Here is a 14,757-nt window from a genome sequence, read left to right as displayed (position 1 = left end):
CGGCCCGTTGTTCACCGCTCCTGGCGCACCTTGACGCCGCCGATCAGCGAGTAGGAACGGACCTTGACCACCGGGCCGCCCTCCTCGCCGGCCGTGTCCTTGCTCCGGCCGCCGATCAGGGAGAACCCGCGGACCTCGACCGCCGTGCCGGCCGGGACGGTGACGTCGACGCCGCCCAGGAGCGAGAAGGCGTCGACCTCGGCGGACGCGCCCTCGGGGTAGGCGAGTTCCGCGCCGCCGACCAGGGCGGCCTTCACCAGGCGGGTCGGGCCGTCGGGCAGGTCGGCGGCCGTGTGGTCGAGCTTGGCGCCGCCCACCGCGGCCACGTGCACCGTGCGCTCCCGGGCCGTGAAGGTGCCCTGGTGCTTGAGGCCGCCGAGGAGGGACAGGCACCACTCGGTGCGGCGGGTGCGGGACGCGGTGTTCTTCGTGATCTCCATGTCCCCAAAGTTATGGGTGGGGCCGGAGGTGTCGTCAGTGTCCGCAGCCACCGGCTTCGGATGACAAAAGTCATGGTCACGGGCCGCGGAAGGCACTGCTCCGGGTCTACCCGTACTGGGAGATCTGAATCAGATTGCCACAGGTGTCGTCCAGCACGGCCGTGGTGACCGGTCCCATCTCCACCGGCTCCTGCGTGAACCGCACGCCGAGCCCGCGCAGTCGGTCGAACTCGGCCCGCACGTCGTCCACCGCAAAGGCAGTGGCCGGAATGCCGTCCGCGACCAGCGCCTCCTTGTACGGCCGCACCGCCGGGTGGCCGGAGGGCTCGAGCAGGAGCTGGGTCCCGTCGGGGTCCTCCGGCGAGACCACGGTCAGCCAGCGGTCCGTACCCATGGGTACGTCGTGCTTCGTCACGAAGCCCAGCATGTCGGTGTAGAAGCGCAGGGCCTTCTCTTGATCGTCCACGAAAACGCTGGACAGGTGGATCCTCAAACGGTGCTCCTGGGCGTATTGGGCCCGGCCACCGGGGCACGGTGGGCGCAGGCGGTTTCGCTGTTCGGGCCGTGGGGTGTGCAGCGGCCGATCCGGGAGACGGGGCCGGACCGGGTCGGCTCCTTCCAGGATGCGCCGACAGGTCGGTCGTGGCGACTCGCCCGTCGGTCCGTAGCGGACGTGATCGAGGCCGTCGTGGGCGAGCAGGACCGTTGGGAGGGCCCTTCGAGCGCCGACCTGGGCGGTCCGGATGGGCCAGGGCCCGTCCGGAGCCGTCACGCAGCAGGGAAAAGGATTGGACGGGATGACGCGCGGGCTTGTAACTTGCAGTCGACCGTGACGCCGCCCGAGGAGGTGAGACCCATGAACGCTGTATCGACGTGGGTGCTCCCCCTTCCCGTCACGGCCGGCGATTGACGTAGGTGTCGCCGGGAGCGCCTCGACAACAAGGCACTCCTGAAAGGCAACACCTATGCACTCTCTGCAATTCACCGCCGAGTCGTCGTCGGACGGCATGGTCGAGCGCGACTTCACCATGGGCGGCGTCCCCGGAGTTCTCTGGTCGCCGTCCTCCGGCGCCGATCGCGCGCCCCTGGTCCTGATGGGCCACGGCGGTGGCGCCCACAAGAAGCATCCGGCGATGGTGGGCCGCGCCCGCCTTCTCGTGACCGGCTGCGGTTTCCACGCCGCCGTCATCGACGCGCCCGGTCACGGCGACCGGCCGCGCACCGCGCACGACGAGCAGGAGATCGCCGAGCTGCGCAAGGCACAGGCGGCGGGCGGGCCGGAAGGCCCGATCGTCGTCCGCTACAACGCCCGCCTGGCGGAGCTCGCCGTGCCCGAGTGGCAGGCGACTCTGGACGCCCTTCAGGAGCTTCCGGAGATCGGCTCCGATGGGCCGGTGGGCTACGTCGGCATCGGCCTGGGCACCGCGATCGGGGTCTCGCTGGTGGCGGTCGAGCCCAGGATCACGGCTGCGGCCTTCGGTCCGCACTGGCCCGATGTCCTGGCCGAGAAGGCGAAGCAGATCACCGTCCCGGTCGAGTTCGCCATGCAGTGGGACGACGAGCGCATTCCGCGCGAGGCCGGCCTCGCGCTGTTCGACGCCTTCGCCTCGAAGGAGAAGACGTTGCACGCCAACGCGGGCAAGCACATGGAAATGCCCAGGTTCGAGGCCGACAGCGCGGTCCGGTTCCTCGCCCGGCATCTTGGCCGGGCGGCCGCTTCACCGGCCTGAGGTGTGAGCGGTTGCGGCGTCCGGTCTGCCGATCGGGCGCCGCTGCCGCGGCCCGGGGCGAGGCTGCGTATCCGGATGCGGTCGGCCGTCGTCCCTGCCGCACTTCTTGCAGCTCGCGCGGGCGCGCGGAGTCGTCGGTGCCCGTGGCAAGTATCCGAATTCCAGGGAGTGTTGCCGCACGAAAAGGTTTGTGCGGAGGCTGTGGTGCGCACCACGATCACGTGGAATTCATGGAAGCGTCCGGCGCTTACGAAAAGGGTATTGATGCGGTCGTCAGGGATATCGGCACGTTCAATCGCCCGGCCGTGCTGCGGAGACATCGGCGAAACATGCATTGCGGTGGACTGGGACGCATCGGAGAGGTCCGCAACGAGACCTTCTCCCATACGAGAGGAAAACCGTGATGAAGGCCATTCGAATGCCGCGTCGGAAGTCCCTTCTTGTGGCAGGCGCAGCGGTGATGCTCGGCACCGTGGCGGCGGGCGGGACGGCTTTCGCCGCCGGGACGGAGTCCGGCGGTGCCGCCAAGTCGCCGTCCAGCGCGACGAAGTACGTTCAGACGGACAGCAAGGGCAAGGTGTCGTTCACGGACGCGAAGCCCGCGGGCGGTGTTCCCGCGCAGGATGCCGGGGCGAAGGGGCGGTACGTTGTCTCGGACAGCAAGGGGAACATATCCCGTACGGATGCGAAGCCTTCGGGTGGCGCTCCTGCGCAGGATGCCGGGGCGAAGGGGCGGTACGTCGTTTCGGACAGCGAGGGGAACATTTCCTTCACGGACGCCAAGCCCGCCGGTGGTACCCCTGCCCACAGGGCGTGACCGGTAGACGGATCAGCGCGGTCGGCCGGGAGGCGTTCAGGCGTCCTGGCCGACCGGCCGGCTGCGTCGCCGGCCCTGTGCGGGCCAGAGGGTCCGGGCCGGCGTTGGCGAGCCGGGCGCGCTCACCGCGCCGGTATGGGTGATCAGGTGGATGGGTGGATGACGGGAGTGGTGCCGACCAGGGACACGGCCTCGGCGACAGTGGGGATGTGACAGACCGTCACGACGTTACCGAGGTGCCGGGACAGTCGGGCCGCCATGCGGCCGACCTGTTCGGTCCAGTCCTCGGGGGCCGCGTGCGGCGGCACGACGACCAGCTCCAGCACGTCGGCGGGGTGGGCGGCCGTACCGTCGGCCACGGGCCCGCGGAGCGCGAGGTGGGCGGGGGCGGGCGTGAGGTCCAGGGCGGCGCACCTGCGGGCTTCCGTCGTCACGCGGCCCCGCAGGTCGGTGAGGGCGTCGAGGGCTTCCCACACGATGTGGCCCGGAACCGGCCGCACCTCCTCGCCGCGCGCACGTGGCTCGATCAGGCCCAGGAGGCCGAGGCGGAAGAGGGTGGTCTCCAGCTGGGTGGCGGCCACGGACGCGCCGCGGGCCAACTCGGCCAGGGCCAGGGGCGCTTCGGAGCTCTCCCGGCGGCGGGCGGTGAGCGTGCTGATGATGCGGCCGGAGGCGCCGGGGAAGAGCGCCGACACAGGGGTCTGGAAATTCATGCGTTCGCCTCTCCGGGGCGCCGTGCACGGGGCACTGCGGTGCCCGCCCGGTCGTGCCGCGGCGTACGGGCGGGACGCCCGCCGGCCGCTCAGCGCCCCTCATGGCCGCCACGTTAATCCGGAACCTAATCCTCCAGATCGGCCTATGGCCTGGGGCGATCTGGGAAGAATGGACTAGGACCCCAGGTCGCCCGAGGCCGCCCCGCAAGGGGGTCCGGCGGCGGACGCCGTCAGTGGAGGAGCACCCTGCGCTGTTCGCGCCACAGGGCCAGTACGTCCTCCCGGCGGTCGGGACGGGCGGCGAACCACATCGGCCGGGTCACCGGCATCCCCTCGTGGCCGTCCCGGTCGACGCCCGTGACCGTGAACTCGAAGCGGGCGAGCGGACTGCCGGGAGCATCGGGCAGCCGGGCGGGGGTGAGCCGGACGTGGAACACGTCCGGGGGCGCGGCCAGGGTCAGCAGCGCGGGCCGTCTGCTGTCGAGGTTGGCGGCCGACCTGCTCCCGGGCCACACGGCCGCGCGCAACCGCCGGTCGTCGAGCGGGCACAGGTCCCCGACGCTCAGCATGCACGGCCGGGGACAGCCGTCCGCGTCCACGGTGACGAGCAGGAAACACTGCCCCTCCGGCCGCTCGCTCTCGGCGGGGCCGAACAACTGCAGGACCGGCGGAGGAAGCTGGTCACCGATCCGTACGGACATCACGAACACCCCTCATCACTGTGTGCACAGTCGGCCGGTGCCGGCGGCCCGCCCGTCGCTCCGGGGCGGGCCGCCGACATCTGGTGCGGCCGGGTTACAGGGTGCGCTCCAGACGGCCCGTCATCAGCTTGACGAACCGGGCCGGCTCCTTGGGCTGACCGCCCTCGGCGAGCACCGCCAGGCCGTGCAGGAGTTCGGCGGTCTCGGCGAGCTCCGTGCGGTCCTCGCGCTCCCGGTACGTCCGGTTGAGGCCCTTCACCAGGTGGTGGTCCGGGTTGAGTTCCAGGATCCGCTTGGCGCGGGGCACCTCCTGGCCCATCGCGCGGTACATGTTCTCCAGGGCCGGGGTCAGGTCGTGCGCGTCGGAGACGATGCAGGCCGGGGAGACGGTCAGACGGGAGGACAGGCGCACCTCCTTGATGTCCTCGTCCAGTTGCTCCTGCATCCAGCCGAGCAGCCCGGCGTACTCCTCGGCCTGCTGCTCCCGCCCGCCGTCGGAGGAGTCCTCGTCCTCGGCGCCGAGGTCGATCTGCCCCTTGGCGACGGACCGCAGCCGCTTGCCCTCGTACTCGCCGACGGCGTCGGCCCACACCTCGTCGACCGCGTCGGTGAGCAGCAGCACCTCGATGCCCCGGGAGCGGAACGCCTCCATGTGCGGGGAGTTCTCGATGGCCTGCCGGGACTCGCCGGTCAGGTAGTAGATGTCGTCCTGCCCGTCCTTCATCCGCTCCACGTACTGCTTGAGCGTGGTCGGCTCGGTCTCGTCGTGCGTGCTCGCGAACGACGCGACGGCGAGGATGGCGTCGCGGGTCTCCGGGTCGGTGACCAGCCCCTCCTTCAGGACCGTGCCGAACTCCCGCCAGAACGTGGCGTAGCGGTCCTGGTCCTTGGCCTTCATGTCCTTGACGGTGGACAGGACCTTCTTCGTCAGCCGGCGCCGCATCATCTCGATGTGGCGGTCCTGCTGGAGGATCTCGCGGGAGACGTTGAGCGAGAGGTCCGCCGCGTCGACGACGCCCTTGACGAAGCGCAGGTACGGCGGGAGCAGCGCCTCGCAGTCGTCCATGATGAACACGCGCTTGACGTACAGCTGCACGCCGCGCTTGGAGTCCCGCGTGAACAGGTCGTGCGGGGCGTGGGCGGGGAGGAACAGCAGGGCCTGGTACTCGAAGGTGCCCTCCGCCTGGAGCCGGATCGTCTCCAGCGGGTCCTGCCAGTCGTGGCCGATGTGCTTGTACAGCTCGTGGTACTCGTCGTCCGACACCTCGTCGCGCGGCCGCGCCCACAGCGCCTTCGTGGAGTTGAGGGTCTCGGGCGCGGGCGCCTCACCGCCGTCGCCGTCGCCGTCCGTGGCGGCGGACTCGGGCACCATCCGGACGGGCCAGGTGATGAAGTCCGAGTAGCGCTTGACGATTTCCCGGATCTTCCACGGGTCGGTGTAGTCGTGGAGCTGGTTCTCCGGGTCGGCCGGCTTGAGGTGCAGTGTGATCGAGGTGCCCTGCGGCGCGTCGTCGACCGCCTCCAGCGTGTACGTGCCCTCGCCGCGCGAGGTCCAGCGGGTGCCCCGGTCCTCGCCCGCGCGCCGGGTCACGAGGGTGACCTCGTCCGCCACCATGAAGCCGGAGTAGAACCCGACGCCGAACCGGCCGATGAGCCCCTCCGCCCCGGCCTCGTCCTTGGCCTCCCGCAGCTCCTGGAGGAACTGCGCCGTGCCCGAGTTGGCGATGGTGCCGATGAGCTGACCGACCTCGTCGTACGACATCCCGATGCCGTTGTCCCGCACGGTCAGGGTGCGGGCCTCCTTGTCGACGTCGATCCCGATGTGCAGATCGGACACGTCGGCGTCGAGCGCGTCGTCCCGCAGCTTCTCGAGGCGCAGCTTGTCCAGGGCGTCGGATGCGTTGGAGACGAGCTCCCGCAAGAAGACATCTTTGTTCGAGTAGATCGAGTGGATCATCAGCTGCAACAGCTGACGGGCCTCTACCTGGAACTCAAACGTTGTGGCCGGCATGTTCGCGAATACCTCACAGGTCCCGGTCGTTGGAACTAGCGACAGTCACTGTAAAACACCACGTCAGGGCGGTGGCGGGAGGTACGGGAACGGTGGCCGGAACCGCACTGCGCGGCCATGCCGGTCATAGTCGGTCCGGTCCCGGTACCCGCCCGGTGCCGCCGGGCAGGCATCCACGGGGTGAGAATGAGTGTCGCGGTCCGCGTCGGGGCCGCCTTCGCCGGGGCCCTGCCCGCCGTCGTGCTGCGGGTGACGGGCGTCGAGCCCGGGGCCGTGGCGGGGATCGCCGTGTTCGGGCTCGGGGTGCTCGCCGCCGCGCTGTTGCTGATGTGGTCCGCCGAGACCGCGCGGGCGGACATCTCCGGGCCGCTGGCGCTCGCGCTGCTGGCGTTCATCGCGGTGCTGCCGGAGTACGCGGTCGACCTGTACTTCGCGTACACGGCGGGCAGCCGGCCCGAGTACGCGGCCTACGCCGCCGCCAACATGACCGGGGCCAACCGGCTGCTCGTCGGGGTCGGGTGGCCCCTCGTCGCGCTCGCGGGGTGGGCCGCCGCGCGGCGCAGGGGCGTCGAGCCCGGCATCGCGCTGCGCGAGCACCGGCGGATCGACGTCGCCTTCCTCGGCGCCGCCGCGCTGGTGGCCTTCGTCATGCCCGCGACCCGGGAGATCGCCTGGTGGCTCGCGGTCGTGCTCATCGCCTGGTACGCGTACTACCTCTTCCGCGTCGGGCGGTGCAGCGAGACGGACGAGGAGGAACTGGTCGGGGTCCCGGCCCGGCTCGCGCAACTGCCGCCCCCGGCGCGCAGGGCGACGACCGTCACCGGGTTCGTCCTCGCCGCCGGGGTCGTCTTCGCCTGTGCCGAGCCGTTCGCGACGGCGCTGGTCGACGCCGGGGCGTCCCTCGGCGTCGACCGCTTCCTGCTGGTGCAGTGGCTCGCGCCGCTCGCCTCCGAGGCGCCCGAGCTCATCGTCGCCGTCGTGTTCGCCTGGCGGCTGCGCGGGGACGACGGGCTCGGGGCGCTGCTGTCGAGCAAGGTGAACCAGTGGACGCTGCTGATCGGCAGCCTTCCGCTCGCCTATCTGGCGGGCGGCGGGGGCGCGTCGCTGCCGCTGGTGGAGCGGCAGGTGGACGAGGTGCTGCTCACGGCGGCGCAGACGGTGCTGGCCGTCGTGCTCCTGCTGGACCTGCGGTTCCTGCCGTGGAAGGCGGGTCTGCTGCTGGTGCTGTTCGCCGTGCAGTTCGCGTGGCCCGGCACCGCTGCCCGGATCACTCTCAGCTGGGTGTACCTGGGGCTGGCCGTCGCCCTGCTGGTGCCGCGGCTGGGCGAACTCCGGCCGTCCGTCCGGGCCTTGGCCGGGCGGGTGGCCGGGGACCGGCACTGAGCACGGCGCTCACTCCGTCCCCAGCCGGAACGCCGCGTGCAGCGCCCGCACCGCGTCGTGCAGCCGGTCCGCCCGGCAGAGCACCGAAATGCGGCTCTCCGCCGTCGAGATGGCGGTGATGTTCACGTCCGTGGCCGACAGGGCCTCGCAGAAGCGGGCGATGACACCGGCCCGGGAGCGCATCCCCGTGCCGATCAGCGAGACCTTGCCGATGGACGCGTCGTAGCGCAGGTCGCCGAAGCCCAGCTCCGCGTGGTGCTCGCGCAGGGCGGCCAGTGCCGCCGCCCCGTCGAGCTCCGGCAGGACGAGGGTGAGGTCGCCGCACCGGCCGGGCGGGCGGACGGTCTGCTGGACGGCCGTGTCGACGTCCACGCCGGCGTCGGCCAGGACGCGGAAGAGCGCCGCGGTGGTGCCCGGCCCGTCGGGGACGCCGGAGACGGTGAGTTCGGCGCCGGACAGGTCGTGGGCGACGGCGGTGACCGCGGACCGGGTCTCGGCGGACGGCGGCTGGTCCCCGCTCGGGCCCTCTCCCCGGCCCTCGCCGGAGACCACCGTCCCGGGACCCGTGCCGTGCGCGGGGCGGACGTGCACGGTGACGCCGTAGCGGCGGGCGAACTCGACGCTGCGCGGTGCCAGCACCTTGGCGCCGCTGGCCGCCATCTCCTCCATGGTCTCGTAGGAGAGCCGGTCGAGCCGGCGGGCGTCGGGGACGATCCGCGGGTCGGCGGTGAACACCCCGTCCACGTCCGTGTAGATCTCGCACACGTCCGCCTTGAGCGCCGCCGCGAGCGCGATGGCGGTGGTGTCGGAGCCGCCGCGGCCCAGGGTGGTGATGTCCTCGGTCTCGCGGTTGAACCCCTGGAAGCCGGCCACCAGGACGACCGAACCGCGGTCCAGGGCCTGGCGCACCCGGTGCGGCGACACCTCGGTGATCAGCGCCCGGCCGTGGGCGGCGGTGGTGAACACCCCGGCCTGGTCGCCGGAGAGGGAGTACGCGGCCGTGCCCAGCGCGTCGATCGCCATCGCGGTGAGGGCGTTGGAGATGCGTTCCCCGGCCGTGAGGAGCATGTCGAGCTCGCGGCTCGGGGGGACGGGGCTCAGGTGCCGGGCCAGTTCGAGGAGTTCGTCGGTGGTGTCGCCCATGGCGGAGACGACGACCACGACGTCGTGGCCGTCCTGCCGGGCGGAGACGACCCGTTCGGCGACGCGCCGGATGCGCTCGGTGTCGCGCACCGAGGAACCGCCGTACTTCTGGACGATGAGTGCCATCGGTGGGGCCTCCCCCTGAGGCGGGCGTGCTACGGCTGGTGGTGCGCGGTGGCGGCCGCGAGAGCGGCGACGAGGATCGTGCAGGCCGTGTCGACGACCTCCGCGGTCACATTGAGCGGTGGCAGGAGGCGTACGACGCAGTCGTCCCGGCCGCCGAGTTCGAGGATCAGTCCGTGGCGCAGCGCCTCGGTCTGGACGGCGGCGGCGAGCGCGGAGTCGGGCCGGCCGGTCGCGGGATCGGCCAGTTCGACGCCCCACATCAGGCCGCGGCCGCGGACCTCGCGCACCCGGGGCTCGCCGGCCAGCTCGGCGAGGCGTTCGCCGATCTGCTCGCCGCGGCGCCGGACGTTGCCGAGGATGTCCTCCTCGCGCACGATCCGGACGGCCTCCACGCCCGCGGCGAAGGCGAGTTGGTTGCCGCGGAAGGTGCCGATGTGGGTGCCGGGGTCCCAGACGTCGAGGGCGGCGTCGTAGAGGATGACGGCGACCGGGGTGCCGATGCCGCTCAGCGCCTTGGAGGCGACGACGACGTCGGGTTCGATGCCGTACTGCTCGAAGGCGAACCAGGTGCCGGTGCGGCCGCAGCCGGTCTGCACCTCGTCGACGACCAGTGGGATGCCCAGGGAGCGGGTCACCTCGCGGACGCGGCGGGCGAAGTCGACGGTGGCCGGGACGACGCCGCCCTCGCCCTGGACGAGTTCCAGGAGCACGGCCGCAGGCAGCGGGACGCCGCCGTTGCTGTCGCGCAGGGAGCGTTCGAGGTAGGAGGCGCAGTCGCTGTCGCAGCCTTCGGAGCAGAAGGGGAAGAAGTGGACACCGGGCATGATGTTGCGGACGGCTTGCTTGGGGCCCAGCAGTCCGCTGAGGGCCATGGCGGCGTGGGTGCTGCCGTGGAAACCGCCCTGGAAGGAGACCACGTCGCCGCGGCCGGTGGCCACCTTGCAGAGCTTGATCGCGGCCTCCACGGCGTTCGCCCCGGTCGGGCCGCAGAAGTGCACCTTCGTCCGGTCCCGCATGCCCGGCGGCAGCATGGACAACTGGGCCTGGAGGAAGGCCTCCTTGGCCGGGGTGGGGAAGTCCAGGCCATGGGTGAGGTGCCCGAGCTGTTCGGTGACGGCCCGGACGAGCGCGGGGTGGTTGTGGCCCAGGGAGAGCACGCCGGCGCCGGTCAGGAAGTCGATGAAGACATTGCCGTCGACGTCCCGGACGAAGCTGCCGTACCCCTCGGCCAGCGCGATCGGCAGATGGCGGGGGTAGGTGCGGGCGTTGGACTCCCACCGGTCCTGGCGGGCGAGGTACTCGGCGGAGAGGGGACCGGGCAGCGGTCCGGTGACGCGGGGGCCGGCCCAGGTCTCGGGGTGGACGAGCGATGTCATTGGCGTCTCCGGGGCGTTGGAGGGATTCGTGGTCGGCGGGGGACGGGTTCGGGGGTCAGCAAGGACGGGAGGGGATGCCGCGCCAGCGGGTCCGGTCGGGCAGCCGCTCGCCCTTCATGACCAGGGAGAGGGCGTCGACACCGGCCCCGGCGCCGACCTCGGCGTCGTAGAGGACGACCGAGCGCATGCCCACCGAGGCGCCGGCGCCGACGCGGACCCGGGACATCTTCATCACCCGGTCCTCGAACAGATGGGTCTGCAGGGAGGTGAACTCCCCGACCGCCGCGTCGTCCCCGACCTCGACCAGGTCGAACTCGGTGAGGTACGTGGTGTTCAGCCACACCCGGCGGCCGATGCGGGCGCCGAACAGCCGCAGCACGGGGGCCGCCCAGGGGGAGCCGGTCAGCAGGTTGACGAAGGCCGGGACGACGAGGTTCTCGTACAGGCCGGTGATCAGCTCCGTGCGCCGCACCCACACGCTCCACAGGGCCTCCGTGCGCGGCCGGTAGCGGCCGATGACCAGCCACTTGAGCACCGCGGCCCCGAGGGTGACGACGAGCCCGGCGCCCAGCAGCAGCGCCGGGCCCAGCAGGAACAGCACGAGCGGAGAGCTCTCGCCGGCCAGGCGCAGCGCGGCCCACAGGGCGCCCAGGGCGCCGAGCGCGGTGAAGGTGGCGGGCAGGGTCACCCGGAAGAACTCGATCGCGAGGCGGGCGGTGATCAGACCGGGGGAGGGGTCGTAGGTGAGCTTCGCGGGGAACTTCCGACTTTCCTCGCGGCGGGGCAGGAAGATGGCGGGCGAGCCCAGCCAGGTCGTCTCGGGTTCGACGGGCTTCTCGGGGGCCACAGAGTGGACGCCCAGCAGGCTGTTGTCGGCCATGCGGCACGAGCCGGGCACCAGCGCGCCGTTGCCGACGAAGCTCATCCGGCCGACCTGGGCCGGGGCGAGCGCGACGCGGCCGCGGTGGAAGACGGCCGGGCCGACGACACTGACGTCGGCGACGAAGCTGCGCTCGCCGATGACCAGCATGTCCGGGTCGACGAAGCTGACCGTGGCCACCTCGGACCAGCGGCCGGTGCGGGCGCCCAGCGCGCGCAGGAACGGCACCAGGTAGAGCGTCGAGTACAGGGCGTGGGTGACCGTCAGGCTCATGGTCAGCATGCCGTCGGCGATCCACTTGCGGACGCCGAAGAACCCGCGCTCGGGGTGGATGCCCGCCCGGGCGGAGGGCATGACGGACTTCTTGACGACGACCACCAGCAGACAGGTCGTCAGCACCATCAGCGGCCCGGCCGCCACGGTCGCGACGGCGCCCCAGCCGAAGCCGTACCAGTAGGCCGCCCAGGCGACCACGGAGGACCCGGCCGCGGCGATGGCCAGCGGGGCGAGGACGAACAGCAGGGCGCCCGCGGCGTACCCGGCGAGCACGGCGGGGGACCAGGGCCGGTCGTCGGCGCGGGAGGCCAGGTCGCGGAGCAGCGCCGGCGCGGCGTCCCGGCGTACGGCCGGGGAACCCGACCGGTGCTCGCCCGCCGGGACCGTGCCGCCGGCCGGCAGCAGCGACTGGTCGCCCAGCGAGGCGTCGTCGCCGAGCCGGGCTCCGGGCAGCAGGACGCTGTTGGTGCCGACGTGGCAGCGCGCGCCCAACTGCACCGGTTCCAGGAGCAGTCGGCCGCCCTCGACCGCGTACGGCTGGAGGCGGGCGCCGTAGCCGAGGCTCGTGTCGTCGCCCACCTCCAGCAGGGACGGCGGGACGACCATGGACGACAGGTGGCAGCGGCGGCCGACCCGGGCCCCGAGCAGCCGCAGGCAGGGCGGCAGCAGCGGTGAACCGGCCAGCAGCGGGAGCAGGCTGAGGGCGAGCACCTTGCCCTGCAGCCAGAACCGCAGATACGTCACGCCCCACAGCGGATAGCTGCCCGGCCGCACCCCGGCCATCAGCAGCCGCCCGCCGAGCAGGGGCAGGACGAGGGCGCTGACGAGCAGCCAGGCCACGTCGAGCAGGAGGAAGGTGCCGAGCGGCAGGCCGATGAGGCGGTCCAGGGTGCCGCCGGGCGCGGGCATGCGCACATCGGCGTCGGAGGCGGCGAAGAGCCGGTACAGCAGGACGACGGCGGGCAGGCCGAGGAGCAGCATCCAGACGTACAGGCCGGCGGCCTGCGCCAGTCCGCAGGCCCACACCCGCGGGGTGGAGTGGCGCAGCGGCGGCGCGGCGGGGGGCTCGGCGACGGGTTCCGGTGCGGCGGCGACCCGGGCGGCGAGGGAGCGGACGGTGGGGTGGGCGTACAGGTCGCCCATCGCCAGGCCGCGCAGCTCGGGGTGGTGCCGCAGCCGGGACATCAGCCGGGCCGCGGTCATCGAGTGGCCGCCCAGGTCGCAGAAGAAGTCGTCCTCCACCGAGATCTCCTCGCCGCCGAGGATCTCCCGCCATTCCGCGGCGAGTTGGCGTTCCAGCGCGGTCGAGGGGGCGACGTGCGGCCGGGAGCGCCGGGCCAGCGGGGGAGAGACGGGGGCGGGCAGGGCGGCTCTGTCCACCTTGTCGGCGGCCAGCAGCGGAAAGGCGGGGAGCACCTCGACGTACGCCGGGATCATGTAGGAGGGCAGCCGGCGCTGGAGCAGGGAGCGCAGCCGGTCGCGCAACTCCTCCTCGCCGCCATCGAGTCGACCGGTGAGGGTGACATAGCCGATGAGGTCCTGCATGGTGCCGTCGCGTTCCAGCGGGACGACGACCGCGTTCTCGACGGCCGGGTCCTCGCGGAGCACGGCCTCGATCTCGGCGGTCTCGATGCGGTAACCGCGGATCTTGACCTGGGTGTCCACCCGGCCCAGGTACTCGATCTCCCCGGCGGGGGTCAGGCGCCCGCGGTCGCCGGTGCGGTAGATCCGCGGCACCTCGGCGCGGTCGCGCTCGACGGGGTTGGGCAGGAACCGCTCGGCCGTCAGCTCGGGGCGGTTGAGATAGCCGATGGCCACCCCCGGACCGCCGACGCAGATCTCGCCGCTCTCGCCGTCGGCCACCTGCCGCAGCTCGTCGTCCAGCAGATAGACGGTGTACGTCGGCAGCGGGGTGCCGATGGTCACCGGTCGGTGCGGTTCGAGCTCGCCGCAGGTGGCGGTGACGGTGGCCTCCGTCGGCCCGTACGCGTTGAGGATCCGGCGGCCGGGCTTCGACCAGCGGCGCACCAGGTCGGGCGGGCACGCCTCGCCGCTGACGAGCAGGGTGCGCAGCAGCGGCACCTCGGTGTCGAGGGTCGCGAGGAGAGTGGGGACGCAGCACAGCACGGTGACGCGCTGCTCGACCAGGAACGCGGTCAGTTCGTGGCCGGCGCGGCGGCCGTCGGTGGGGCCCGCCACCAGGGTGGCGCCGCCGGTCCAGGCCGGCCAGATCTCCTCGACCGCGAAGTCGAAGGCGATCGACAGGCCCTGGTAGACGCGGTCCTCGGAGGTCACCCCGTAGATGGGGGCGACCACCTGGAGGAAGTTGACGATGCTGGCGTGGGAGACGGCGACGCCCTTGGGGCGGCCGGTGGTCCCCGAGGTGTAGATGACATAGCTGACGGACGACGGCTCCACGTCCGGGCGCGGCCGTACGTCCGGCCGCCCGGCCCGCTCGTCGCCCGCCGCGTCCAGCTCCAGGACCGGGCAGGGCAGGCCCCGGGTGCGGGAGCGCAGGCCCGAGGCCGTCACCAGGTCGCGCAGGCCGGCGTCCTCGGCGATGAACGCCAGCCGGTCGGCGGGGAACGAGGGGTCCAGCGGGACGTACGCCGCACCGGACTTGATCACGCCCAGCAGGGCCACGTAGAGGTCGAGGGATCGTTCCAGCAGGATGCCCACGGCCTGGCCGGGGCCCGCGCCGCGGCCGGCGAGCAGGTGCGCCAGCCGGTTGGCGCACCGGTCGAGCTCGCGGTAGGTCAGGAAGCCGTCCTCGTGGACGACGGCCACGGCGTCCGGGTGCCGGTCGCAGGAGCGCTCGAAGCACTGCGCCAGGGTGCGGACGCCGGACGGATCGTGGCCCGGACCGTCCGGCGGGTCCCCGGCCCCGGAGGGCCGGGTCCTGGCGGGTGAACTCGTGTTGGCCATGGATTTCCCCCTGGGCGGAAGTTAATGAAACGACTTTGTTTATCGGTCCGTTCGGGCGGACGTTCGGCTGTATACGGTCCGGGCGCTGTCCGGAAGGAAATCGGGGGGTGGCGCCACGGTGAATCGCGGGGGATCCGGCAGCCGGTGGGCGCCTGCCCGGTTCCTCGAAAGTCGCGTGTTAAAGCGGGGTGAAACCTAGGTTGAGGACGGTTACGCGACCAGCGTTCTCCGCGCCA

General features: G+C 72.3%; 11 protein-coding genes. 3 read left to right on the top strand and 8 right to left on the bottom strand.

Annotated elements, in window-relative coordinates; genetic code table 11:
* Positions 1-11 precede the first annotated feature (11 nt).
* Positions 12-440, bottom strand: a complete 429-nt coding sequence (locus AB8735_RS02940; RefSeq protein ID WP_372405090.1) for a hypothetical protein — start codon at positions 438-440, stop codon at positions 12-14.
* Between the two features lie 106 nt (positions 441-546).
* Entirely contained in the window at positions 547-933 is a 387-nt protein-coding gene (locus AB8735_RS02935; RefSeq protein WP_372405087.1) for a VOC family protein, read from the bottom strand.
* 472 nt (positions 934-1,405) lie between these two features.
* On the opposite strand from AB8735_RS02935, the gene AB8735_RS02930 reads away from it, so the two are divergent.
* A complete protein-coding gene (locus tag AB8735_RS02930; RefSeq protein ID WP_372405084.1) occupies positions 1,406-2,170 on the top strand; it encodes an alpha/beta hydrolase in 765 nt (254 codons plus the stop codon).
* A 400-nt stretch (positions 2,171-2,570) separates the two neighbouring features.
* On the top strand, positions 2,571-2,987 hold the full coding sequence (locus AB8735_RS02925) for a hypothetical protein (RefSeq protein ID WP_372405082.1): 417 nt from the start codon (positions 2,571-2,573) through the stop codon (positions 2,985-2,987).
* A gap of 143 nt (positions 2,988-3,130) precedes the next feature.
* On the opposite strand, the gene AB8735_RS02920 is transcribed toward AB8735_RS02925, so the two are convergent.
* From AB8735_RS02920 to htpG, 3 genes are all read right to left on the bottom strand, one after another.
* Positions 3,131-3,700: a hypothetical protein gene (locus tag AB8735_RS02920; RefSeq protein ID WP_372405080.1), complete on the bottom strand. Its 570-nt coding sequence runs from the start codon at positions 3,698-3,700 to the stop codon at positions 3,131-3,133.
* A gap of 230 nt (positions 3,701-3,930) precedes the next feature.
* Entirely contained in the window at positions 3,931-4,401 is a 471-nt protein-coding gene (locus AB8735_RS02915) for a hypothetical protein (RefSeq protein ID WP_372405078.1), read from the bottom strand.
* A 94-nt stretch (positions 4,402-4,495) separates the two neighbouring features.
* Complete coding sequence (gene htpG, locus AB8735_RS02910) at positions 4,496-6,412, bottom strand: molecular chaperone HtpG (protein ID WP_372405075.1); 1,917 nt, start codon at positions 6,410-6,412, stop codon at positions 4,496-4,498.
* Positions 6,413-6,598: 186 nt separating this feature from the next.
* On the opposite strand from htpG, the gene AB8735_RS02905 reads away from it, so the two are divergent.
* Complete coding sequence (locus AB8735_RS02905) at positions 6,599-7,795, top strand: hypothetical protein (protein WP_372405072.1); 1,197 nt, start codon at positions 6,599-6,601, stop codon at positions 7,793-7,795.
* Between the two features lie 9 nt (positions 7,796-7,804).
* Here the strand turns inward: AB8735_RS02905 and AB8735_RS02900 are convergent, their stop codons facing one another.
* From AB8735_RS02900 to AB8735_RS02890, 3 genes are read right to left on the bottom strand one after another with little or no spacing between them, the layout of a single operon-like run.
* Complete coding sequence (locus AB8735_RS02900) at positions 7,805-9,064, bottom strand: aspartate kinase (protein ID WP_344026759.1); 1,260 nt, start codon at positions 9,062-9,064, stop codon at positions 7,805-7,807.
* A gap of 29 nt (positions 9,065-9,093) precedes the next feature.
* A complete protein-coding gene (locus AB8735_RS02895) occupies positions 9,094-10,440 on the bottom strand; it encodes a diaminobutyrate--2-oxoglutarate transaminase family protein (RefSeq protein ID WP_344026757.1) in 1,347 nt (448 codons plus the stop codon).
* A 55-nt stretch (positions 10,441-10,495) separates the two neighbouring features.
* Positions 10,496-14,521, bottom strand: coding sequence for a Pls/PosA family non-ribosomal peptide synthetase (locus AB8735_RS02890; RefSeq protein ID WP_372405069.1), 4,026 nt, complete (start codon positions 14,519-14,521; stop codon positions 10,496-10,498).
* Positions 14,522-14,757 lie beyond the last annotated feature (236 nt).

The organism is Streptomyces luteireticuli (assembly GCF_041519305.1).
Taxonomy (GTDB): Bacteria; Actinomycetota; Actinomycetes; order Streptomycetales; family Streptomycetaceae; genus Streptomyces; species Streptomyces luteireticuli.
This window is presented reverse-complemented; position numbering and strand designations above follow the sequence as displayed.

What these genes read in the sequence shown, in the direction of transcription:
- AB8735_RS02900 (WP_344026759.1), bottom strand. Translation starts at nt 9,064, where the DNA reads ATGGCACTCATCGTCCAGAAGTACGGCGGTTCCTCGGTGCGCGACACC.
- AB8735_RS02940 (WP_372405090.1), bottom strand. Translation starts at nt 440, where the DNA reads ATGGAGATCACGAAGAACACCGCGTCCCGCACCCGCCGCACCGAGTGG.
- AB8735_RS02930 (WP_372405084.1), top strand. Translation starts at nt 1,406, where the DNA reads ATGCACTCTCTGCAATTCACCGCCGAGTCGTCGTCGGACGGCATGGTC.
- AB8735_RS02920 (WP_372405080.1), bottom strand. Translation starts at nt 3,700, where the DNA reads ATGAATTTCCAGACCCCTGTGTCGGCGCTCTTCCCCGGCGCCTCCGGC.
- AB8735_RS02890 (WP_372405069.1), bottom strand. Translation starts at nt 14,521, where the DNA reads ATGGCCAACACGAGTTCACCCGCCAGGACCCGGCCCTCCGGGGCCGGG.
- AB8735_RS02905 (WP_372405072.1), top strand. Translation starts at nt 6,599, where the DNA reads ATGAGTGTCGCGGTCCGCGTCGGGGCCGCCTTCGCCGGGGCCCTGCCC.
- AB8735_RS02895 (WP_344026757.1), bottom strand. Translation starts at nt 10,440, where the DNA reads ATGACATCGCTCGTCCACCCCGAGACCTGGGCCGGCCCCCGCGTCACC.
- AB8735_RS02915 (WP_372405078.1), bottom strand. Translation starts at nt 4,401, where the DNA reads ATGTCCGTACGGATCGGTGACCAGCTTCCTCCGCCGGTCCTGCAGTTG.
- htpG (WP_372405075.1), bottom strand. Translation starts at nt 6,412, where the DNA reads ATGCCGGCCACAACGTTTGAGTTCCAGGTAGAGGCCCGTCAGCTGTTG.